The sequence below is a fragment of the Chryseobacterium culicis genome (assembly GCF_900108365.1).
GTDB lineage: Bacteria > Bacteroidota > Bacteroidia > Flavobacteriales > Weeksellaceae > Chryseobacterium > Chryseobacterium culicis.
In genome coordinates this window covers 867,501-890,245 of record NZ_FNWQ01000001.1, presented here as the reverse complement: position 1 = coordinate 890,245, position 22,745 = coordinate 867,501, and the positions used below count along the sequence as shown (strand labels likewise).

Here is a 22,745-nt window from a genome sequence, read left to right as displayed (position 1 = left end):
AAATAGTCTTAGTAGAAGCTTTTCAAAAAAGTATCACAGAAAAAAATGAAAAAAAATTAAACAGACCAAACTATTGACGAACAAAGTGTTGAAGCTAAAAACCGGCCGTATCAATTGATTTATTAAGAAAATAAAATAAAAAAACTTGCACGGTATTAGAAAATGTTATACTTTTGCATCACTTTAAAACAACGAAGTAATAAACAAAAATATAAATGGTTTCTTAGCTCAGTTGGTAGAGCAATGGATTGAAAATCCATGTGTCCCTGGTTCGATTCCTGGAGAAACCACTTTAAAACCTCTAATTTATTTAGAGGTTTTTTTGTTGTTGTATTTTGAAGTTCATCTTAATGCTGATTTTAAGTTCAATAAACTAAAATATTGAGGGAGCAAAGCTGGGAATCAACTTCAATGATTCTTTTTGAGCGTGAGTGTAACATTGGGTTTCATCAAGAAACTGCCGCTTATTGGCACACTTAGAAATAAAATGACTAGAGATAAACTTGCATTTATATAATGATGTAGATTGAAATAAATCTTATCAACTGTTCAGCCAGTTCAGGCATTCGGCAATCTGCGTTTTACTGATAAAAACTTCTGCATTTACTTCCGGTTCCGGAAAAAGCCTGAGTTCTACTTTTTGGCTTGAGTGTTTGATAATCTCGGAAACGGCATTTTTATTAATGATAAACTTACGGTTTATTTTAAAGAAAATTTCCGGATTTAATTTCTGAATGATATCTTTAATAGTATCATCATAAATATAGGTCTGATGGTCTTTTGTAGTCAGGAAAAGGTATTTTCCGGATGCGAAAAAATAAGCGGTATTCTGTTCGTCTATTGATTTGAGCTTGTTCCCTTCTCTTACCATAAAGCGTTTCATGATTTCTTCATCTGCCTGGCGCAGTGATGAGATAGATTTAAGGACCGGTTCAGGATCAAAATTGTTTCTGATGGAGATAAACTTTCGTAACGCTTTATACAGATCCTCTTCTTCAAAAGGTTTCAGGAGATAATCAATGGTGAAATGCCTGAAAACTTTCATGGCATATTCGTCAAAAGCGGTAATAAAAATAACCGGGGTGAAAAGTTCCACATGTTCGAAGATTTCCAGGCTCATTCCGTCACCGAGATGAATATCCATAAAGATAAGATCTGCCGAATTTTGCTCAAAAAATTCAATTGCCTGTTTTTTGGAACGAAGAACAACGGTCTCTGTAACAGGGACTATGCTTTGTGTATCCAAAAGATTTTTCAGATAATTCACAGCCAGCAGCTCATCTTCTATAATGGCAATTTTCATAACGATGCAAAAGTACAAAAAAACCGCTAAAACAATTAAGTTCAAGCGGTTTCCTCTGTATTGAATTTGATATGAAGTTTTATAAATTAGGGTTATTCTTCTTCGCACTCATTGGATATTCAATGGTATATCTCGGATCATTCTGCTGAAGAATATACTCTTTGCCACTGATGGTGTGGCTTATTTTTTTCTGATTTGCTCTTCTCAGGTCAAACCATCTGTGCCCTTCCAGGGCAAACTCTCTGAATCTTTCATCCAGAATAAAGTTCATCAATGCTGTAGAATCCATTGAAGACACTGCATTTTGCACTGAAGTATATCCATCCGGAGTGTATCTGTTTTTTAAGACTTTCAGAAGTATTTCTTTGGCTTCCGTAAGTTTATTCAATTTTAACAGAGCTTCAGATTTTATAAAATACATTTCTGCTGTTCTGAAAGACACTTTAAATTCTAAACTTCCTCCTTTGGTGATTTTATACTTACTACCATTTTTTTCAAAATACATGCCAAACCTTTTATCGGAGGCAGCATTATATGAAGAAATCAGTTCGGGCGAAGCAAAAGATAGGTTTTTGATAGAATTATCCCATGTATTGTCTAAAGCCATGATGGATTCGGGGGAAGCATAATGGTTGGGAGGTGTATTTACGGTATTTAAATTGCTCAAATCTCCTTTTACAGCCAGCACCTGATCTGCATAGTTTAAAGCTTTATTCCAGTCTCCTTCGTATAACGCAGCCCTTGCTTCAAATGCCAGCAATGCTGTTTTCGAGAACCTGTAGTTAACGCCCGCTGCCTGTTTCTGTTCTACCATCAGGTCTTCTGCTTTTTTAAGATCTGCATGAACCTGATTGTAAACTTCCTGTACTGAAGATGGCTTTAACACCTGCTCAAGGTCAATTTCAAGGCTGATGGGAACTCCCCTGTCTGTAGAGGCTGTAGCAATGTTGTAGGGTTTTCCGTAGAGATTAACCATGTCAAAATACAGATACGCGCGAAGGGCATACGCTTCTGCCAAAATCTGATTTTTTTCCGGAGAATCCTGCATAGTTTTGCTTCCTTCAATAATGATCTGGTTCAGGTAGAAATTGACAGAGTAAAAGCTTACCCACGGAAATTCTGTAGACGCCGGATCATTGTTGGAATCTTTCCACATCGCAATTTCACGGTAGGAGATAAAATCTGTAGAATTATCATCAATATTCACCTCATCGGTACGAAGTGCCACCAGAGATTTGTGAACAGGATATTTTGAATAGGCTGATGTAAGTACTTTTCGGTAATCTTCAGCAGTGGTAGGAATAATCTTTCCTTCAGGCTGAATATCCAAAAACCTGTCACATCCGATATTGATAAGGCTGATTGCTGTAAGCGCTATGATTGTTGTAATTTTTCTCATTTTTCTCAAGTTTTAAAAAGAAACATTAAATCCTACGGTCACCGACTTGGTGATAGGCTGTGCATAAATATTACCATACGTTTCCGGATCAAAATATCCTTTGTATCCGTTACTGAATACAAAGAGGTTACGCCCTTCGACGCATAGTCTTAAGCTGCTTATTCCCATAGGATTGGTAAATTCTTTCGGAAGGGTGTAGCCTAAACGGATGCTGCTGATTCTGATGTAGCTTATCTCTTTCGCCCATACATCAAGAAGGCTGTATGCACTGGATCGGTTTCCGGCAAACCATTTATTGGCCATCCATCCTTCCGGATTAGCATCCATATCAGGACTGGTAATTCCGGGAAGTGATCCTCCTGCTTCGTAGATATCTCTTGTATAGTTTCTTCCTCTGTCCAGCTCCATACCCCGGTAAGAAGGAGTTCTCATTACAGTCTGCTTCAGGTTGAATGTTGCAGAAATAGTAAGGTCGAAATTGCTTACTTTAAAAGTATTGATGATACCTCCGGTAAACTTCGGGTCTCTATCTCCTACATAGGTGAATAAGCTTCTCAGTTCAGCGTTTGTAAGTTTTGTATCTACAAGCTGCCCCGGAAGAAAATCTGCATATACATCGTATAATTTAAAGAATTCCACTGCTGAAATCTTTTGATCTCCTTTCCAGAACAATGGATTTCCGTGCTCGTCCATTCCTGCCGTTTTCAATGCAAAAACAGCATTTACCGGCAGCCCTTCTCTTGAAGGAAGGAAAGCGTTGTCACGAGGCTGCTCGCTTAGCACCCTGCTCTTGTTGTGTGCAAAGTTGATGGTAGTGGTCCACTTGAAATTATCATGATTGATGTTTTTAGTGGATAATGCCAATTCAAAACCTTTGTTGGTAAGACTTCCCCAGTTCATCATGGTATATTCGAAGCCCGTTTCCAGCGGGGTTTCTCTCATACTGATCATATCTGTCCCTTTTCTGCTGTAAACATCAGCGGTAAGGCTTACACGGTTATTGAACAAACCTAAATCCAGCCCAACGTTGGTATTGGTTGTTTTTTCCCATCTAAGCTTATCGTTCGGAGGGCTTATTACATTGATAATTCCTTCTTTTACTCCCGGAAGAATAGTGGCATCACTGTATTCACCGATAAAAAACGGTGAGGTATTTCTGTCAATATTCCCCTGAAGACCATAAGAAGCTCTCAGTCTCAGGTTGGATACTGCAGAAATATTTTTCATAAAGTCTTCCTTCGTCACCAGCCATGATCCTGAAACGGCCCAGATGGGAAGGTACTTATATTTTTTGTTAACCCCGAAAAGGTTCGTTCCGTCATATCTCACACTTCCGAAGAAGGTATATTTCTGATCATACGTGTAAGATGCTGTAGCAAACATAGAAGCATATGCATTTTCTATAGGAGCTGCTTCACGGTAGGTTTCGTATCTTTTATCCGCTGCAAAACTTGAATTTGGAAAAACGATTGCGGTGGCTCTTCTTGTGACAGGATCGTACCCGAAAGCTCTTGTGATGGTTGTATTATCTTCTGTTTTACGGATTTCCGTACCGGCCATCAAATCAATTTCATGTTTATTGATCTTTGTACTGTATGCTGCCTGCAATTTCCAGTTGTACTGGAAGAAATCATTATCCCAGTTTTGCTTCACTGCACCAGCCGGCAGAAAGTAATTGTATTTACCGTCTTTGTAATAACGGGTATTTTCTTTCATTTTTCTGGTGAAATACGTATTCTCGGCTGCAAATTTTTCTGTTTTGTTGGCATCATACTGAATCCCTAATTGGGAGGTGAATCTTAAACTTTTTGAAGCTTTGTATTCTAAGTCTAAAATCGCTTTCAAAGAGTTATTTTTCAGTGAGTAGTTGGTATTTTCTCTTTCTTCAAGAAAGTTGAAAGGAATATAACGGTCTTCAAAACCGTCCATATCTCTGTCATAGTTGTAGCTTCCGTCTGCATTGAAAGGTCTCAGATATGGATTGGCATTTCTTGAATAATTAACAGGGTTTATTGACGCATCGGCATCCGTTACAAAAGAGGTACGTTCGCTTTGCGTTCCGAAAATAGAGATTCCTGCATTTAACTTATCGCTTAATTTGTAGTTGTTTTTTAAAGTCAGGTTATAACGCTTAAAACCTGTACCGATCGTTGTTCCTTCTTCATCATAATATCCCAGGGAGAAATAGTAATCTGCACGGTCACTTCCTCCGGAAACACTTAATCCGTATTGTTTGTTGATGGCATTTCTGTACAGCAGTTTTCCCCAGTCTGTATTGTTGTTTCTTAAACCGTTGATCTGTTGGCGCGTTAATGAATTCAGGGCATCAAACCCTCCGTTTCTGAAAGCATCAAGCTGGCTGTTCTGAGTCAGAATTCTCATCACTTCCCCTTTATCTGCCCGGTAAGTAAGATCAGCACGTTTGGCAAGCATGAGTTCCAGGTCTACTTTTTCAGAAGCATTTAAAAGGTTCAGTTTATCAAAATCGGGGCGTGAAGTCACGAAAGTATCTGCTGAGAAGTTCAGTCTCAAACTTCCTTTTTTTCCCTTTTTGGTGGTAATGGAAATAACTCCGTTGGCAGCTCTTGCTCCGTAAATTGCTGTTGCTGCGGCATCTTTAAGGATCGTGATATCTTCAATATCATTAGGATTCAATCCTGCGATGGAGAAGTTCTGAAGCTGGTCAATATTGTCTTTATCGGTAAAGTTCGGAACATCATTTCCTTCTAATGGAAGCCCGTCAATTACCCAAAGTGGATCCTGGGGACCGGAAAGAGAAGCTGTCCCTCTGATTCTGATCTTCGCAGGACTACCAGGAGCACCGGTTTCGGGAGTTACTGCCACACCAGCAATCTGCCCTGCCAGCATTTGGTCTACACTGGCCACACCAGCCTGGCTGATGTTGTCCATTTTTACGGTAGAAACCGCTGAAGTCTGCTTACGCTTTTCAATTTTCTGGTAACCGGTGATGATTACTTCCTGGATTTTATTTTTATCTGTTACTTCAGAAGTCAGTCTGATAGTATAATTAGTCTGTCCTTCATTGAGCTGAATAACCCTGGATTCATAGCCCGGGTAGCTTACCAATACAGTTTTTGTATCGGCAGGAATTTCCAAAATGAATTTTCCGTCCTTATCGGTTACTGTACCTACAGATACACTTTCAATAATTCCTTCCAGTTCAGTTTTGGTAGAGACCGACTGGGTCTCAATTTTTATAGATGCACCGCTGATCGTCTGGGATGTGTTTCCGTCCTCTATTTTCCCGGTGATGGTTTTCTTTTGCTGGGCCATTGCTATATTAGCAGCCAAAAGAGGTAAAAGTATTAGAGTTTTTTTCATTGCCGTTTATTTGTTTAAAGCCTCTTGTATACGAATGATTAAATCTGTGTAATGTGCTCTTGAAGCATCATCACCTCTGTATCTTGTTCTGTCTAACAGATCCAGAACCTTCTGAAGTTCCGCCCTTTTGTAAGTAGTAACTTCAGATACTCTCTTCATGGATGAATAATTGATATTTCTCAAACCGTGATCCTCTTCATGAAAATTACAGATGGTCGGGATATTCAGGGTATCATCTGTTTTTAATCCTTTCACTGCTGTTTTTTCAAATAATTTGTTCACTGAGACAATCAAGGCATCAACATAGTTTTTCTGAGTCATCTTTTCAAGCATTGTAAGGCTTCCTTTTTTGTTGAAAATGGCCGTTCTTAGCTGATCAAACAAGTTTTCGACTGTGTAGATCTCTTCTTTGGAGCCTGATACCTGATGTTTCAATTCGTTTTCAAGTAATCTGAGCAATCTGTCATCCATCAATAAGGAATAAATATTCGCATACTGCATTCCTCTTGCCAGAGTGTAAGGGGTCTGCTCGAATGGTCCCATTGGGGAATCTTTAACCGGATAGGTTTTCTCTGTGATCGGATTAAAGAATAACCACTCCGGCAGGTTGATGGCATTGTTAACAAGATAATCAACCGCTCTTCTCTGAATTTCTGCAGGAACGGCTTCGTAAGCCTTCTTCTTGTTACCAAAAACAGTATTATTCAGATAAATTCCTCCCACATTAGCCATCACATGGCCTGTATACAGATCCCACTGCCCGATGACCCCTAAATACAGCTTTCCGGTATCTGTGTATTCTTTACCATCTTCATAGGTCCACTGTAAAAGATTATTGATCACAACTTTCAGGTTTTTCATTCCGTACTCGCTGGCTTTCATGGCATCATCACCTAAATCTTCTGACTGTGAGCGTGGATCAATGGTTTCCAGGTAGCTCTGCTGCTCGCCGTAGAAATACATTGGGTCGTCCTCATGTTTTTCAATTAAGTTTTTCAGCGCTTTTTTCTCCGCGAATTCATCCGGATACCAACGGTACCCCCACTCTATGGCATATTTATCGTACATCCCAATTTTCGGAGTGATTGCGGTAACGCCATCTTCCGGCTGAGCTACGTAATTGTAACGAGCATAATCCATAATGGAAGGTGCTGTACCACCCATTTTGTCTGTAAATTCTTTAGAACGAAGCGATTCTACAGGGAATGCAAAGGAAGCACCCATATTATGCTTCAGTCCGAAGGTGTGCCCTACTTCGTGGGATGATACAAAGCGGATGGCTTCACCCATATGTTCATCACTGAATTTATTTCCTCTTGCTTTCGGGTCAATAGGTCCTGTCTGAATTCTCATCCAGTCATGAAGAGAAGTCATTACATTATGCCACCAGATGATGTCTGCTTCGATAATTTCACCGCTTCTCGGGTCTACTACAGAGGGTCCCATTGCATTTGACTTTGGCGATGCGGCGTAAGTAATCACAGAATATCTTACATCATCAATATCAAAATCTTCATCTTTTTCGTCCGGCATTTTCGCAATCACTGCATTTTTGAATCCTGCCTGCTCAAACGCCGCCTGCCAGTCATGTACTCCGGCAATAATTTTATCACGCCATTGTTTGGGGGTTGCCGGGTCTATATAATAAACAATCGGCTTCTTGGGCTCTACCAGCTCACCTCTTAAATATTTTTCTTTATCCTCGTCTTTGGGTTCAAGATTCCATTTGGTAATGAAGAACTTTTCGTCCATTTTCTGCTGGTTATCATTAAACGACCAGTGTTTTTCGGAGAAAAATCCTACCCTTGAATCGGCTACTCTTGGTTTCATCGGTATTGTAGAAAGCAGTACCAGATTGGTAGTAACGCCCAATGTTACCGGAAGATCTACCCCGCCTTCATTGACTGAGGTAGACAATTGAGACTTCACTACCAGGTTCTTTGGAAATGTCTTCACTCCTTCTATATAAGAAAGGCTTGATTTCACAGAACCTCCCAATCCTACATTGGCCAAAACATCGTTAAAGCTTTTCTGATTTCCATCAAAAACTTTGTTCACTTTAATGGCTACCGCTGTAGAATCACTGTTTTGTGCTTCAATGTCAAAAACTTCAATAACAGATTCTGAAAAGTTGTCTTTTACAGATTTTGTAATCGCATCATTTTTTGGTGAAGACACTTTGGGAACCACCGTTTTTACCCATACTTTTTTAGCTACGGGATCACGGTGAAAGGAGATGACCTTATTTTCATAGTTCATTCCTTTATTTAAGCCAGCTTCATTTACCTGCATCGGTACCTGAGAAAGCTTGTTGACCACCAAAAACTGACGCCCCATCAAACTGTCCGGAATTTCAAAATAAATATCAGTTTTTACCTGGATGGTATTAAAAAGTCCTTTTTTATAAGTTCCTTTTTTAATCAGGTCTTCAATTTTTTTTGTTTTCTTTGAGGAGGATGTTTCTGCCTTATCTGTTTTTTCTTTGTTGACCTTTACTGTATCTTTATCTTTTTTCTGTGCTACTGCCATTGGTGAAGCCACAGCAAGACCGAGATACAGCGCGAGCCTGTAATTCTTCATTAAAATAGTCCGATTCATTCCAAATAGTAAATATCTTAGTTTCAGCCGCAAAGCTAGAGGTATCATGAATCATATAAATAATATTAGGGAGTGAATGGTGATAATTCGGGAGTGAATGGATTTTTATTTTCACTTCATTAATGGCAAAAAACATACGAAATATTCACCATCTACAGAAATATGAAGAAGATTATTCTTAAAATACCCATAAACCTGATTCAAATAATCAATTCCGAATTTTTCTCCCTGGACCGGTTCTGTTTTAGGCTGCCAGGTATTCTTTACTGTGATTCCTTCGGTATCTACTATAATCATAATTTCCAAAGGCTGGTCAATTGTAGCAATATTATGCTTTACAGCATTCTCTGTAACGATCTGCAGTGATAAATAGGGGATTTTCTTTTCCAGACTTTCAGGATTATTAATCATTATTTCAAACCTGATCTCTTCATCAAATCTGCTTTTCAGAAGTTCCATATACTGCTGTATGAATTTGATTTCCTGCGAAACCAGAACAATATTTTCCTTCGGAGGCACAATCAGATATCTATAGATTTTGGAAAGATTCATGGTAAACTTCTGGGCATTCTCCTTATTGATCCCAATTAACATATACAGAGAATTGAGTGAATTGAAAAGGAAATGCGGATTGATGTTATTCTTAAGCTGCTGAAGCTGATTGATGACTTCAGCTTTGTGCATCTTTTCATTTTCTATCAGCAATAAATTTTTCTCAGACTGTATTTTTTCTTTTTCCTGGTACGCAAGGCTGGTGGCTCTTTGAAACAATATAAAAACTGTTACAATCAGAAACAGCGCTGCCAGAAAAATATAAACGGTGTACGTTTTTATCTTGCTGATATTTTCGTCAATGATAAAGTTCACATGGTTCACTACGGTATATCCATCGAAATTATCCGTTTTCAAGGGTTTAATGAAACGCGTTACTTCTACTCCCAGATATTCTGAAACAGCGGTTCCCTGAGTATATCCTGCTTCAGTTTTACTGGTCAGCGTATCATAAGGTTTAATATCTGTAAAGTCAAAAATATTTTTCCCGATATATTTTTTTTCTGGATGGGTAATGCAAATTCCTTCTTTGGTAAAAACATATGCGTAAGTATTGGAACTCTTGTCGACATTGATAAAATACTGATGGAGATCATCCAGACTCACGGTAGATCCATAATAAAGTTTGTTTTTATCAGGCAGCATCAAAGAATCATAGCTTATCCAGTACATGCTGTCCTTTTTGGTTATCAAAAGGTCTTTGAAATGCCCGGGACCATTATTTTTTATCGCGATAGATTGTTCTTCAGCATCAGTCTTCTTAAAAATATCAGATAAAGGATTATTGCTCTCGGTCTTCCCTGAACGACTATTTTCATAATAATACCAGCTGTAGGGCAACAGGTTTCTTTTTTTGTTTAAATCATTTAAAACCAAAGAATAGTCTTTGTAATTTTTCAGGCCGTCTTTCTGAATCAGGGCACGAAGGAGATACTGATAATCTTCAATATTTCTGAATTCGTGTTCTATGGATTCATATTTCCGGTAGAATGTTTTCTTAGCAAAATCATCAGTATTTTTGCGGCTGTCTTCGGTGATCAAAAGACTTAAAACAGCAAATGCTGCTACAGCAATCAGGCAGGCAGCTAAAGCGGTAATATAAATGGACTTTTTGGATAAAGCGTGCTTAAAATTAATAATCAAATTCTTTAAATCACAGGCTCCTGTGCCTATAAATTATTAGTTTGCAAAGATATAACAAAGATTTCAGGACTATAAAGTGAATTAAATTTTGATTTTGTTTTTTTGAAAAACCGCCAGAGCGCGTACATTACAGAGTAAAAAACCAATCATCAAAAACCGGCAAACTTCTGTGTTTTTTAATAAAAGAACCCAAAGCATAAAACCGAATTAAGTCTTAAAGTTAGTTAATATCGTTATTCAGACAAAAGATTCATCACGCTATATTTTGAAAATTAATTATCTTCGCCTACAAATCTTATTTGAAAATGAAGAAGATCATCTCCGGGTTATCTATTTTTTGTGCCATCGCTATTTCAGCTCAGGAAGCCATCCAGTTTCAGGAACTTCCATTCAAAGACATTATTGCTAAAGCCAAGAAGGAAAAGAAGCTGGTTTTTATTGATGCTTATGCCTCATGGTGCGGTCCTTGTAAAATGATGGAAAAAAGTGTTTTCACCCAGAAATCCGTGAGTGATTATTACAACACCAACTTCATTAATGCAAGATTTGACATGGAAAAAGGAGAAGGCAGGGAAATCGCTTCCAAATTCGGAGTACGGTCCTATCCTACCTACCTTTTCCTTAACGGTGAAGGCGAACTTGTTTCACGAAATACCGGATATATGGAAGAAAGCCTGTTTGTAGCAATGGCGCAGGATATCAATTCTCCCGGAAATAAAAAGGGTTCTCTGAAAGACCGTTTTGCCGGTGGTGAAAAAGATCCTGAATTTCTGATCAACATCATGAAACTGAATGCTAATTCAGACTATGATTTCGCCAAAAAGGCTTCCGAAAGATATTTTCAAAATAAAAAGAAGACTGAAGAATTGACTAAAGATGAAATCGGATTTCTCCTTTATTTCGTAAAATCATCTGAAGATACCAATTATAATGTTTTTGCATCACGGAAAGCAGAGATCATTAAATTTCTTCCCGAAGAAACATACAATGAATTTGATGCCCAGCTGAAATTAGGAAAAATAGTAGAACAGTCTATTGATGATAAAAATAAAAAAATCAACGATGATTATTTCTTAAAAACGGCAGAGCCTTTGGTAGGAAAAGAAGCAGCTTTAAAAAAACTGAATCAGACTAAACTAAGCTACTATGAACAAAACAGTAATTTTCCGGAATACGAAAAAGCAGCTTTAGAGTACTATAAAAACTCGGATACATTTGACCCGAATGAGCTTTTAAGAGCAGCATGGGTATTTGCAGACCATGTGAAAACACCAGCTTCATTAAAAAAAGCTACGGAATGGGTAGAAAAATCGGTCATGAGAAGCGAAACTTCAGAAAATACTTATATACTTGCCAAACTTTACCATCTGACGGGAAATAAAGAGATGGCAAAAAACTATGCTGAAATGTCTAAAAACATGGCAGCTCAGGGCAATAAGGATTCTCAATTGGCAGATGAATTATTAAAGCAGATAAAATAAACATTACATACTGATGAAATATAAATTATTAGCAGCAGGCATTTTAGCTTTCCTGTCGGCAAGTACTTTGAGTGCTCAGGAACAGGAACAAGGAGGACAGGATAAAAGTTTATACATAAAAGGAAATGCTTTATTTGCTCCAATAGGAATTTTAAATCTCGGAATCGAAAAACAGATAAGTCCAAAATATACCCTTCAGGGAGACATTTTCATTTCACCATGGAAATCCTTTGCAGGACATGAATTACAAATGTATTCACTTTCTGTGGAAGGGAGATATTATTTTAAAGAAGCCTTCAAGAATTGGTATATCGGCGCCAATATTGGAGTTTCTGCTTTTAATCTTCAAAAATGGAATTATTGGAATAATCATACAACAGGTCAAAAGGACGACGGAGAAATTGTCATGAATTCTAACCTTTATCAGAAAGGATACTCTTTAATGCTTGGTGTCACTGCAGGATACCAATTTCAGTTGTCTGAAAGGTGGAATCTTGATCTTTATGCAACCGTTGGAACATCGCAAGGATTTTATAAGGGTTATGACCGTACAACTGGAAGACGTTATGATTCTGCTCAGAACTTTAATAAAAGCGGCGAAATTATTCCATACAGAGGAGGGGTGATGATTTCGTATAAATTAAAATAATACCATGAAGCCATTCGGAAGAAACCATATTATTATTTCTGTGATCACTTTTGTGATCCTTTTTTTGATGAACTATATCGGGAACGATCTTCCTGATAAGTTACAAAGGGCCTTAATGACTGCTTTCGCGGGTGTTGTGGGGCTAACCATTGGACTTTTTATATTGAACAAGGGCAGAAATGATAAAAATCCGCCCCAAAATTTTGATTAACTAATCTTCATATACCACATATCGGGCTCTGATCTTTTCGAAATTTTCCAGATCTTTTTTCCATGAAGCTTTAATTTCCGGAATTGACTTTCCGTCAATGATCTGTTTTCTGAATTCATCAGTCCCTGATAAGGTATCAAACCAAAGGTTTTTAAGGAAGAAATCCTGCTGAGGATTTTTATAGTTCTTGTAGGCTTTGATGACCCATTCAAGATTCAATTCTCTTAAATCGTCAGGATAGTTGGACAGGTTTTCGCCATAGCATAGTTTTCCGTTCAGGAAAGGATCTTTGGCACCATAGCTTGGCTTTGGAGTAAACTGATACGGAAGGTTTTCCGTCCATGGAGATCCATAAATCTGGAAAGGAAGCTCCGTTCCTCTTCCTACAGAAACCTGAGTTCCCTCAAAAAAGCACAGGCTTGGATATAAATTGATGGCTTTATCATTAGGTAAGTTAGGAGAAGGTTTATCAAGGATCGGGTAACGCTGTTTTTTGTGATAACCCTTCATCGGAATAAGGGTGTACTTCGCCTGAACTCCATTCTTCAGCCACTTCTCTCCATTTACCATTTTTCCATACTCTCCTATTGTAAGCCCATACACCACCGGAACTTCATGCATTCCTACAAAACTCGTCCATTTTTTTCTCAGAACAGGGCCATCCGTATACCCGTCATGTGGATTAGGACGATCCAGCACCATAACCTCAACATTATTTTCCGCACCAGCCTCCATCAGATATGACAAAGTGGAAATATAGGTATAGAATCTCACTCCTACATCCTGAATATCAAAAATGACCATATCAATTCCTGAAAGCTGCTCCGGTTTTGGTTTTTTATTATTACCATACAGGGAAACAATGGGAATTCCAGTTTTAACATCTACTCCGTTTTTTACTTTTGCACCAGCATCGGCATCACCTCTGAAACCATGCTCAGGAGCAAAAATTGATTTGATTCTGATCCCGTTTTTCACCAGAAAATCAACCAAGTGAGTTCTGTCACTCATTAATCCCGTCTGATTGGTAACGACCCCGATGGTTTTACCTTTTAAAAGTGGCAAATAGATTTCCGGCTGGTCTGCCCCGGTTTTAAAATCCGATTGAACTTGAGTCTGAGAATAATATTGGTTGAATACTCCTAAAAAAATTAGGCAAATCAGAAGTAAATTTTTAATTTTGAAATCTAAATTCATAAGCTTGAAATTTCCTTTATATTTCTCTAGAAAAATAGCATTTTCCAAAGATAACAAAAATAACCTTTCAAGGGTTATCATCTTCATTGGCAGGCTTTCCGTAGCACTGGGAATTATTGTTTCCCTAATTACCGTAGCCACCGGTTTTGGTTCCAAAAAAGCTATTAAAGAAAGGCTGGCAGATTTCAGCGGACATATTACGGTGAGATCCACCCGTTCAAATTCTTCATACAATACTTCTGTACTTGATAATCAGGGGCTGAATATTGCCAAAATAAAAGAGCTGCCCGATGTAGAAAGCGTACAAAAATATGTGACGGTGACCGGAATTATGCGTAATGAACATAATTTCGCGGGCATCATCTTTAAAGGGATCGGGAAAGATTTTGACAGTTTGAGATTCAAAAAATTTCTTATCGCCGGAACCACGCCAAAAGTAACGGAAAAAGGATTCAATAATGATGTTGCTATTTCACAAAAGGTAGCTAAAGATCTTCATCTTAAGCTTAATGACAGCATTGTAACTGTATTTCTAAAAGCAGATCAAAAACCACTTTACCGTAAATTCAGAGTCATAGGTATTTACAGAACGGATATTAAGCTGATTGACGAACAGTTCGTTATTGGCGGAATCAACCATGCAAGAAAAATTCAGGATATGAAACCTGATGAGATTGGCGGTATTGATATCTTCCTGAAAGATGTAAATGACATTGATAAAGATTTTCCCTGCATTGAAAAGTTAATTGGATATAAAAACTATGCTGAGAAAGCGACTGAAAAATTTCCGCAGATCACAGACTGGATCAGTATTTTTGACACCAATATCGCCCTGATCATTATCATCATGCTGATTGTAGTGGTGATTAATATTATTATGGTTCTTCTGATCCTAATTATTGAAAGAACCAATTCTATTGGTCTTCTTAAGACTTTGGGTGCAAGCAATTCACAGATAAGAGCTACTTTCATTAATTACACCCTTATTATCATGATTCCTGGATTGTTGTATGGAAATGCGATCGGGCTGGGCCTTATTTTAATTCAGAAATTCTTTGGAGTAATTAAACTTAATCCGGAAAATTACTATGTAAGTACAGTTCCCGTAGATCTTAATCCTATCGCAATTATCTCAATTTCAGTCGGAATTCTGTTTATCTCAGGATTGGCATTGATTATTCCAAGTTACCTGATCAGTAAGATTTCTCCGGTAAAGGCGATTAAGTATAACTAACACCATAATTGATAATTTACAATTGAAAGTTATTTCATTGTAAATCAGTTTATTTAAGCTTTATCCACAACTTATCCACACGTTATCCACAGTGACGGTAATTTAAAAAGCCTTATCTTTGCGGTGCTTATAAAACATTTATGAAATACGCAAAAAATATCCTTGAAACGATAGGTAACACACCGCTGGTAAAGCTTAACAAAGTATTAGGTGAAGATTTTCCGGCATTAGTATTAGCAAAAGTAGAGACCTTCAATCCCGGAAATTCCGTGAAGGACAGAATGGCTCTTAAAATGATAGAAGATGCTGAAAAAGACGGCAGATTAAAACCTGGAGGAACTATTATCGAAGGGACTTCCGGAAATACAGGAATGGGATTGGCATTAGCTGCCATTATTAAAGGGTACAAATGTATCTTTGTGACCAATTCAAAACAGTCTAAAGAAAAATGTGATATTCTTCGTGCTGTAGGTGCCGAAGTAATCGTTTGTCCTACAGATGTAAAACCTACTGATCCAAGATCTTATTATTCAGTGTCCAAAAGACTGGCAAAAGAAACTGAAAACGGATGGTATGTGAATCAATATGACAACTTATCCAACAGGGCTGCTCATTACGAGTCAACAGCTCCTGAGATCTGGGAACAGACTGAAGGAAAACTGACTCATTTTGTAGTAGGAGCGGGAACAGGAGGTACCATCACAGGATGCGGAACATTTTTCAAAGAAAAAAATTCAGACATCAAGGTAATCGGGGTGGATACTTATGGTTCTATTCTGAAAGAATTCCACGAAACAGGCGAACTGCATTACGATCATGCCTACACTTATATTACAGAAGGGATCGGGGAAGACATTATTCCGGAAAACTATGATATGTCTGTCATTGATCACTTTGAAAAAGTAACGGATAAAGATGGAGCCATCTATGCAAGAAAACTGGCTAAAGAAGAAGGTATTTTCTGCGGATATTCTGCCGGAAGTGCCATTGCATCTTTGATTCAGATGAAAGATCAGTTCACTAAAGATGACGTAATTGTCGTTCTGCTTCATGACCATGGTTCAAGATATGTAGGAAAAATCTACAATGACGAGTGGATGAAGGAAATGGGCTGGCTGGAAGAAAGTAAATAAGCTTAACTTATCTATAAAAAAACGGAGCAAAATAATTTTGCTCCGTTTTTGTTTTATTGATTGGTTTTCACTTTCTCTTTCAGAGTATTCTTAAGAAGGCTATACTCTTTCTCGCTCATTGCTTTCCTGGGAAACATATAGCTGTATTTTCCTTCAAGGGAAATAAAATCATGAGTACTGTCAATGGATTCAAAATCTTTCCATTCGCTGGTTTCTTTTTCACCATCAATATTGACGGTAAAGAAATTCTTATCAAATCTTATTTCGTATATCGTACATCTTTCAAGGACACTTAAATAACGATTTACCTGTTTCTTCCATCTGGAGACTTTATTAACACTTACAGACAGAAAAACAGCACAAAGTAAAAATATAAAACTCAGAAAGTATAAAACGCCAAAACTCTCTTTACTCAGAAGGTCTTTCAAAAGAAAAACAATAAAGACAATGACTGCAGCGGCAATGGTAGTAATTGTTTTCCCTTTTGTTGTAGGTGAAAAAAGCAGGCTTCCCTGATTACCGCTAAAATATATATCTTCAAAAATCTTTCTGTCTGGTTTTAGTGTAATCACCTTTTCTTCATTCATAATTATAGAGTTGCTTTAAAAAGCTACAAAACTAAACTAAATATCTTCATATTGGTCACTTATAGCAGAAAGTTTATTCATAAGTTCTCTGTTTCTGCGGTTCAGTGCGTCCAGTTTTTTCAGCATACTATGAATCACTTCAAGGCCAGGCAGATTGATTTCGAGATCATAATGCCAGTTGGCAAACTTTTCGAGATCTGGCAGGTCTTCGTACATCAGATAATGAATATTATTCTCAATCTGAATATTCAGCAGCCCGTAATCTACAAGCTCATCAAAAAAAGTGATTTCTATATTATAGATTTTTACGAGTTCTTCCCGTGATATTCTTTCACTCATGGCTTAGGAATTTTTAAGTTGTTCAAAAAGTTCTTTCTGCTTTTCGGTAAGATTGGAAGGCAGTTTCACTTCATAGGTTACAAAAAGATCTCCGTGTTCTCCTTCTTTTTTATAGACAGGAAAGCCTTTTCCCTTCAGTCTTACGGTCATCCCGTTTTGGGTTTCCGGTTTTACTTTCAGGTTTACACTTCCATCCAAGGTGTTTACTTTCACATCACCTCCTAAGACAGCGGTGTACAGATCAATAACGACTTTAGTCTTGAGATCATCACCAATCCTTTCAAAATCAGGATCTGCCGGGATATTGAAGGTAATATATAAATCTCCGCTCGGTCCTCCGTTTACTCCCGGATTTCCGTGTCCTTTCAGTTTGATCTGCTGTCCGTCATATACTCCTGCCGGAATGGTGATTCTTACTTTCTTCCCGTTGATTTCAAAAGTTTGCGGATGGGTTTTTGCGGCATCTCTTAAATTGAGATTCAGTTCAGCCGTTATATCCTGCCCCTTGAATTTGCCGGACGCTCTTCCTCTGGTACTTCTGCCAAAGCCTCCACCTGCTCCGCCAAACATATTCTGGAAGAAATCTGAAAAATCTTCTCCTTCACCAAAGTCTGCTCCGGAATATCCTCCGCTGTAACTTTGCTGCTGATACTGTCTCTGCTGCTGGGCTTTTTCGTATTCTTCGCCGTGCTTCCAGTTTTCTCCGTATTTATCGTATTTTGATCTGTTTTCCGGATTACTGAGCACTTCATTGGCTTCGTTCAGCTCTTTGAATTTCTTTTCTGCTTCTTTGTCTCCGGGATTGAGATCGGGATGATATTTTCTTGCCTGTTTCCGGTAGGCTTTTTTAATATCATCCTGTGTTGCGTTTTTATCTACGCCTAAAATTTTATAGTAATCTATATAAGCCATAAAATTGAGGTTTACTCAAATTTATGAAATTTACCGCTGAAAATTATATAACACAATGTTAAAAATAACCCTATCTTTGGCAAAAAGCACTGCATGAAGGAAGTTTTAAAAAACTACTCAGGAATTATATTTTTACTCTTAGGAATTACTATTGGAAGCATTATTGGAATTGTTGCTCCTGGTTTTGTAGAATATATTAAACCTTTAGGAGATATTTTCCTTAATCTTCTTTTCGTGAGTGTAGTTCCTTTGGTCTTCTTTGCTGTATCCAATTCTATTGCATCACTGGAACAGCAGTCTAAATTTGGAAGGATTATTCTGGTAATGGCACTTACGTTTTTATTCTTTATTCTTACTGCAGCTGTTTTTACGATCTGTGCCGTATATCTGTTTCCGGTTTCAGGCGTTTCAGGAAGTTCTGAGATGATTACTGAAGCGGCCAATGAGGACAGCTGGGGTAACAGAATCGTCAGTTTCTTTACGGTAGGCGAATTTACTGAGCTTTTCTCAAGAAGAAATATGCTGGCTCTTTTGGTATTTGCATTCCTTACCGGGTTTGCTGCCAGAAAAACAGGTGAGCAGGGAAAGCCTTTCAGGGTTTTTATTGCTTCCGGATATGAAGTAATGAAAGAATTGCTTTTGCTGGTAATGAAGCTTGCTCCTATTGGGCTGGGCGCCTATTTTGCATATCAGGTAGCGACTTTAGGACCGCAGCTTTTTGGATTTTATGCTAAGCCTTTAGGGCTTTATTATATTGCAGGAGTAATTTATTTTCTTGTATTCTTTTCTCTTTATGCTTTTATGGCGAATGGGCAGAAAGGAGTTAAAAGTTTTTGGACGAATGCCATCTACCCTACTTTAACCGCAATAAGTACCTGCAGCAGCTTTGCAACCATGCCAGCCAATTTACAGGCTGCTTCAAAAATCGGAATTCCGAATTCTATTGCCAATCTTGTCATTCCTATTGGGACTACTTTGCACAAAAATGGATCTTCTATGTCCTCAATCATTAAGATCTACGTAGCATTTTTAATTATCGGAAGAGACTTTTTTGATCCTGCCAATCTTCTTTTAGCTTTGGGAATTACTGTTTTTGTGAGTATTGTAGCTGGTGGAATTCCTAATGGCGGATACATTGGAGAAATGCTGATGATTTCTGTTTACAAACTGCCTCAGGAAGCTATTCCTGCCGTTATGATCATCGGAACTTTGGTAGATCCTTTAGCAACGGTTCTGAATGCGGTAGGTGATATTGTTGCCGCCATGTTTGTGAACCGGTTTGTGAAGGTCTGAATTTTTTATTACCTCACATTATTCACTACGCTTTACAGGTTCCAGATTGTCATATTCCTCCGGACTGAAAAGTCTGTAGTGAACTTTGAAGGTTTTGCCTAAAGGGGTTTCCAGGGAGAAACCTCCCGGTCCGAAACCGTCTGTAACATCGAGGGTAAAATGGGAATATTTCCAGTATTCAAAAAGATCACGGTCTATCCAGAACTCATGTCCGTTAATGGTACCAATCATAGCATCATTCATTCTGGGAAAAAATCCTCCTTTTTCGAAGCATTGGGGCTGAGTTCCTTCACAGCACCCTCCTGCCTGATAAAACATGAGAGGGCCATACTGGTCTTCCAGCTTACGGATTACTTCAAGCGCCTGTTCTGTCGCGGAAAGTCTTGATATTTTTGTCTCCATTATCTTTATTTTAATTTACGGCAAACGTTATGCGGATAAAAAATCCCGGTAAAATATGACCGGGATTCCACAACACATCATCAATTAATTTGAACCGGCGATATCCAAAACGATCCTTCCGTCAATCTGTCCTTTTTTCATCTTATCAAATACCTCATTGATATCTTCCAGCTTTGCTGCAGTAACGGTAGCTTTTACCAATCCTTCATTGGCAAAATCCAATGCTTCCTGCAGGTCTTTTCTTGTTCCTACAATAGAGCCTCTCACGGTGATTCTTTTTAAAACCGTTTCGAAAATCGGAAGTTCAAAAGAACCGGGAGGAAGGCCATTGAGAGCAATAGTACCTTTCCTTCTTAACACATCTATTCCCTGTTTGAAAGCAATGGGTGAAACGGCAGTAATCAATGCGCCGTGCATTCCGCCGACTTCTTTATGTAAATATTCTCCAGGATCTGTGTTTTTTGCATTGACCACAAGGTCTGCCCCTAATTTTTTTGCCAGCTCAAGCTTATCATCTGCTACATCAATGGCTGCGACGTGCATTCCCATTGCTTTTGCGTACTGAACGGCTACATGCCCTAACCCGCCGATTCCTGAGATGGCCACCCATTCTCCGGGTTTGGTTTCTGTTTCTTTCAATCCTTTATAAACGGTTACACCGGCACACAAGATGGGAGCAATTTCAAGGAAATTAACATCCGATTTCAAATGGCCTACATATCTTGAGTCTGCAATAACATATTCTGCAAATCCGCCATCTACACTGTAACCTCCATTTTTCTGAGCTTCACAAAGGGTTTCCCAGCCTGTGATACAATAATCGCAGCATCCGCAGGCACTGTACAGCCACGGAACTCCTACGGCATCTCCTTCTTTTACAAAGGCTTCAGGTCCGCATGCTACCACAATACCCACGCCTTCATGTCCGGGGATAAGAGGCATTTTGGGTTTTGCAGGCCAGTCGCCATCCACAGCATGTAAGTCTGTATGACAAACTCCACAGGCTATTACTTTGACAAGGACTTCATATCTTCCGGGTTCTCTTACAGGTACTTCTTCTATTTTCAGAGGCTGGCCGTAGCCCTGAACTACTGCCGCTTTCATTGTTTTTGGAATCATATTTTCTTTTTTGGATTGAGTTATTTCGAGTTATTAGTTTTTATCTCCATATCTGAACAGGTAATTTTTCTGCGTGAGGGATAGGAAGGGCGGCGAGGAACGAGCCGGTGCGGAATGCAATGAAGCACCGAAACGAAGTGCAGCCCTGGATAGCCCGACCGCTGCCCCGGACAAAGCCTAGGGCAATCGGGCACGTCCTAAATAATATTAAAAGAAACCTAACTTATTTTTGTTATAAGAAATCAGCATGTTTTTGGTTTGACGGTAGTGATCAAGCATCATTTTATGATTCTCTCTTCCGATTCCTGACTGTTTGTACCCTCCGAATGGTGCTCCGGCCGGATAAGAATGATATTGGTTTACCCATACTCTTCCTGCTTCAATCTGGCGTGGAATGTTATACAACTGGTGGGCATCTCTGGTCCACACTCCCGCTCCAAGTCCATAAATAGTATCATTGGCAATTTTGACAGCTTCTTCTTCATCTTTGAAAGTAGTGAAGGCCAACACGGGACCGAAAATTTCTTCCTGGAAAATTCTCATTCTGTTGTTACCTTTAAAAATGGTAGGCTGAATGTAATATCCGTCTTCAAGATCTTCCCCTAAGTGATTTACATCTCCTCCTACAAGAACTTCCGCTCCTTCTTCTTTTCCAAGCTGGATGTAAGAAAGGATTTTATCTTTCTGAATTTTTGAAGCCTGCGCTCCCATCATCACGGTTTTATCCAGTGGATTTCCAACTTTGATGGCTTTTACTCTTTCAATGACTCTTTCGATAAAAGCATCTGCAATCCCCTCCTGTACGAGTAATCTTGAAGGGCATGTACAGATTTCTCCCTGGTTAAGGGCAAAGAGCACGGCTCCTTCTATCGCTTTATCTAAAAATTCATCATCTGCATCCATTACAGAATTGAAGAATACATTGGGAGACTTTCCGCCCAACTCCAGCGTTACAGGAATAATATTTTCTGTAGCATACTGCATTACCAGGCGTCCTGTAGCAGTAGAACCCGTAAATGCGGCTTTTGCAACTTTAGGATTGGTTACAAGAGCTCTTCCAAGTTCTGCCCCGAATCCGTTGACAATATTAATCACTCCTGCCGGTAAAAGATCACCGATAAGCTCCATTAATACCATAATGGAAACAGGGGTGCTTTCTGCCGGTTTTAAAACGACACAGTTTCCTGCTGCCAATGCGGGAGCCAGTTTCCAGACTGCCATTAATATCGGGAAGTTCCACGGGATGATCTGTGCAATGACGCCAAGAGGCTCGTGAACAATCAATGATACGGTATCTTTGTCCAGTTCGTTATGAGATCCTTCATCTGCGCGGATCACAGAAGCAAAGTATCTGAAATGATCTATTGCTAAAGGTAAATCTGCAGCCAGTGTTTCTCTTACGGCTTTTCCGTTATCAATTGTTTCCACGGTGGCCAGATATTCCAAATTCTGTTCTATTCTGTCTGCAATTTTATTCAGGATGATGCTTCTTTCTGTGGAGGAAGTATTTTTCCATGTCTGAAATGCTTTTTCTGCAGCATCTACAGCCAGTTCCAAATCTTCTTTGGAAGAATGTGCTACCTGGGTAAAGTTTTTTCCGTCTACCGGAGAAACAACGTCAAAATACTGTCCCTTAACAGGTGGAGTAAACTTCCCATCAATGTAGTTGTCGTATCTGCTTTTGAACTCAGGACGCTGTAAAAGCGTGGTTGATCTTGGTTCTGTAATAGTGCTCATATTAGTATTGTTTTTATTTTTCAATATTGCCAAATTACACTGAGAAGCCAGAAAGAGTATAGCACAATCCTATAAAAAAAGTGTAAAATAGTACAAGGACTTTAATTTTAGTAT

18 protein-coding genes and 1 tRNA gene are annotated in these 22,745 nt (G+C 38.7%); 7 read left to right on the top strand and 12 right to left on the bottom strand.

Annotated elements, in window-relative coordinates; translation table 11 throughout:
• Positions 1–217: 217 nt before the first annotated feature.
• A tRNA-Phe gene (locus BLW74_RS03970) sits at positions 218–290 on the top strand.
• A gap of 251 nt (positions 291–541) precedes the next feature.
• Here the strand turns inward: BLW74_RS03970 and BLW74_RS03965 are convergent.
• The 5 genes from BLW74_RS03965 to BLW74_RS03945 form a co-directional block, all read right to left on the bottom strand.
• Positions 542–1,303, bottom strand: coding sequence for a LytR/AlgR family response regulator transcription factor (locus BLW74_RS03965; RefSeq protein WP_089690136.1), 762 nt, complete (start codon positions 1,301–1,303; stop codon positions 542–544).
• A 79-nt stretch (positions 1,304–1,382) separates the two neighbouring features.
• The gene (locus BLW74_RS03960) at positions 1,383–2,702 is read right to left on the bottom strand and encodes a RagB/SusD family nutrient uptake outer membrane protein (RefSeq protein WP_089690135.1); all 1,320 of its coding nucleotides are present in this window, start codon (positions 2,700–2,702) and stop codon (positions 1,383–1,385) included.
• A gap of 12 nt (positions 2,703–2,714) precedes the next feature.
• Positions 2,715–6,044, bottom strand: coding sequence for a SusC/RagA family TonB-linked outer membrane protein (locus BLW74_RS03955; RefSeq protein ID WP_089690134.1), 3,330 nt, complete (start codon positions 6,042–6,044; stop codon positions 2,715–2,717).
• 6 nt (positions 6,045–6,050) lie between these two features.
• Positions 6,051–8,642, bottom strand: coding sequence for a zinc-dependent metalloprotease (locus BLW74_RS03950; RefSeq protein WP_185116336.1), 2,592 nt, complete (start codon positions 8,640–8,642; stop codon positions 6,051–6,053).
• Between the two features lie 111 nt (positions 8,643–8,753).
• A complete protein-coding gene (locus BLW74_RS03945; RefSeq protein WP_089690132.1) occupies positions 8,754–10,337 on the bottom strand; it encodes a histidine kinase in 1,584 nt (527 codons plus the stop codon).
• Positions 10,338–10,642: 305 nt separating this feature from the next.
• On the opposite strand from BLW74_RS03945, the gene BLW74_RS03940 reads away from it, so the two are divergent.
• The 3 genes from BLW74_RS03940 to BLW74_RS03930 are packed head-to-tail and all read left to right on the top strand — an operon-like array spanning position 10,643 to position 12,678.
• Positions 10,643–11,818 carry a thioredoxin family protein gene (locus BLW74_RS03940; protein ID WP_089690131.1) on the top strand — a complete coding sequence of 392 codons (1,176 nt, stop codon included), beginning with the start codon at positions 10,643–10,645 and terminating at the stop codon, positions 11,816–11,818.
• A 13-nt stretch (positions 11,819–11,831) separates the two neighbouring features.
• Entirely contained in the window at positions 11,832–12,467 is a 636-nt protein-coding gene (locus tag BLW74_RS03935) for a DUF3575 domain-containing protein (RefSeq protein ID WP_089690130.1), read from the top strand.
• A gap of 4 nt (positions 12,468–12,471) precedes the next feature.
• On the top strand, positions 12,472–12,678 hold the full coding sequence (locus BLW74_RS03930; RefSeq protein ID WP_089690129.1) for a hypothetical protein: 207 nt from the start codon (positions 12,472–12,474) through the stop codon (positions 12,676–12,678).
• On the opposite strand, the gene BLW74_RS03925 is transcribed toward BLW74_RS03930, so the two are convergent.
• Positions 12,679–13,875, bottom strand: coding sequence for an exo-beta-N-acetylmuramidase NamZ family protein (locus BLW74_RS03925; protein WP_089690666.1), 1,197 nt, complete (start codon positions 13,873–13,875; stop codon positions 12,679–12,681).
• Positions 13,876–13,879: 4 nt separating this feature from the next.
• On the opposite strand from BLW74_RS03925, the gene BLW74_RS03920 reads away from it, so the two are divergent.
• A complete protein-coding gene (locus BLW74_RS03920; protein WP_089690128.1) occupies positions 13,880–15,109 on the top strand; it encodes an ABC transporter permease in 1,230 nt (409 codons plus the stop codon).
• 140 nt (positions 15,110–15,249) lie between these two features.
• Positions 15,250–16,242, top strand: a complete 993-nt coding sequence (locus BLW74_RS03915; RefSeq protein WP_047434153.1) for a PLP-dependent cysteine synthase family protein — start codon at positions 15,250–15,252, stop codon at positions 16,240–16,242.
• A 53-nt stretch (positions 16,243–16,295) separates the two neighbouring features.
• Here the strand turns inward: BLW74_RS03915 and BLW74_RS03910 are convergent, their stop codons facing one another.
• From BLW74_RS03910 to BLW74_RS03900, 3 genes are read right to left on the bottom strand one after another with little or no spacing between them, the layout of a single operon-like run.
• Entirely contained in the window at positions 16,296–16,829 is a 534-nt protein-coding gene (locus tag BLW74_RS03910) for a YcxB family protein (protein ID WP_089690127.1), read from the bottom strand.
• A gap of 36 nt (positions 16,830–16,865) precedes the next feature.
• Positions 16,866–17,168 (bottom strand): chaperone modulator CbpM, encoded by a 303-nt coding sequence (locus tag BLW74_RS03905; RefSeq protein ID WP_089690126.1) that lies wholly within the window; start codon positions 17,166–17,168, stop codon positions 16,866–16,868.
• 3 nt (positions 17,169–17,171) lie between these two features.
• Positions 17,172–18,080 carry a DnaJ C-terminal domain-containing protein gene (locus tag BLW74_RS03900; RefSeq protein WP_089690125.1) on the bottom strand — a complete coding sequence of 303 codons (909 nt, stop codon included), beginning with the start codon at positions 18,078–18,080 and terminating at the stop codon, positions 17,172–17,174.
• 93 nt (positions 18,081–18,173) lie between these two features.
• Between BLW74_RS03900 and BLW74_RS03895 the strand changes: the two genes are divergently transcribed.
• On the top strand, positions 18,174–19,373 hold the full coding sequence (locus BLW74_RS03895; protein ID WP_089690124.1) for a dicarboxylate/amino acid:cation symporter: 1,200 nt from the start codon (positions 18,174–18,176) through the stop codon (positions 19,371–19,373).
• Positions 19,374–19,391: 18 nt separating this feature from the next.
• Here BLW74_RS03895 and BLW74_RS03890 read toward each other — a convergent pair whose 3' ends face one another.
• The 3 genes from BLW74_RS03890 to BLW74_RS03880 form a co-directional block, all read right to left on the bottom strand.
• Positions 19,392–19,775, bottom strand: a complete 384-nt coding sequence (locus BLW74_RS03890; RefSeq protein WP_089690123.1) for a DUF779 domain-containing protein — start codon at positions 19,773–19,775, stop codon at positions 19,392–19,394.
• A gap of 84 nt (positions 19,776–19,859) precedes the next feature.
• Positions 19,860–20,894, bottom strand: a complete 1,035-nt coding sequence (gene adhP, locus BLW74_RS03885; protein WP_089690122.1) for an alcohol dehydrogenase AdhP — start codon at positions 20,892–20,894, stop codon at positions 19,860–19,862.
• A 207-nt stretch (positions 20,895–21,101) separates the two neighbouring features.
• A complete protein-coding gene (locus tag BLW74_RS03880) occupies positions 21,102–22,631 on the bottom strand; it encodes an aldehyde dehydrogenase family protein (RefSeq protein WP_089690121.1) in 1,530 nt (509 codons plus the stop codon).
• Positions 22,632–22,745 lie beyond the last annotated feature (114 nt).

Bases quoted from the DNA above. Each gene is read 5' to 3' on its own strand.
- BLW74_RS03960 (WP_089690135.1), bottom strand. From the start codon at position 2,702: ATGAGAAAAATTACAACAATCATAGCGCTTACAGCAATCAGCCTTATC.
- BLW74_RS03955 (WP_089690134.1), bottom strand. From the start codon at position 6,044: ATGAAAAAAACTCTAATACTTTTACCTCTTTTGGCTGCTAATATAGCA.
- BLW74_RS03950 (WP_185116336.1), bottom strand. From the start codon at position 8,642: ATGAATCGGACTATTTTAATGAAGAATTACAGGCTCGCGCTGTATCTC.
- BLW74_RS03905 (WP_089690126.1), bottom strand. From the start codon at position 17,168: ATGAGTGAAAGAATATCACGGGAAGAACTCGTAAAAATCTATAATATA.
- BLW74_RS03890 (WP_089690123.1), bottom strand. From the start codon at position 19,775: ATGGAGACAAAAATATCAAGACTTTCCGCGACAGAACAGGCGCTTGAA.
- BLW74_RS03965 (WP_089690136.1), bottom strand. From the start codon at position 1,303: ATGAAAATTGCCATTATAGAAGATGAGCTGCTGGCTGTGAATTATCTG.
- BLW74_RS03925 (WP_089690666.1), bottom strand. From the start codon at position 13,875: ATGAATTTAGATTTCAAAATTAAAAATTTACTTCTGATTTGCCTAATT.
- BLW74_RS03895 (WP_089690124.1), top strand. From the start codon at position 18,174: ATGAAGGAAGTTTTAAAAAACTACTCAGGAATTATATTTTTACTCTTA.
- BLW74_RS03935 (WP_089690130.1), top strand. From the start codon at position 11,832: ATGAAATATAAATTATTAGCAGCAGGCATTTTAGCTTTCCTGTCGGCA.
- BLW74_RS03910 (WP_089690127.1), bottom strand. From the start codon at position 16,829: ATGAATGAAGAAAAGGTGATTACACTAAAACCAGACAGAAAGATTTTT.
- BLW74_RS03915 (WP_047434153.1), top strand. From the start codon at position 15,250: ATGAAATACGCAAAAAATATCCTTGAAACGATAGGTAACACACCGCTG.
- BLW74_RS03940 (WP_089690131.1), top strand. From the start codon at position 10,643: ATGAAGAAGATCATCTCCGGGTTATCTATTTTTTGTGCCATCGCTATT.
- BLW74_RS03900 (WP_089690125.1), bottom strand. From the start codon at position 18,080: ATGGCTTATATAGATTACTATAAAATTTTAGGCGTAGATAAAAACGCA.
- BLW74_RS03930 (WP_089690129.1), top strand. From the start codon at position 12,472: ATGAAGCCATTCGGAAGAAACCATATTATTATTTCTGTGATCACTTTT.
- BLW74_RS03880 (WP_089690121.1), bottom strand. From the start codon at position 22,631: ATGAGCACTATTACAGAACCAAGATCAACCACGCTTTTACAGCGTCCT.
- adhP (WP_089690122.1), bottom strand. From the start codon at position 20,894: ATGATTCCAAAAACAATGAAAGCGGCAGTAGTTCAGGGCTACGGCCAG.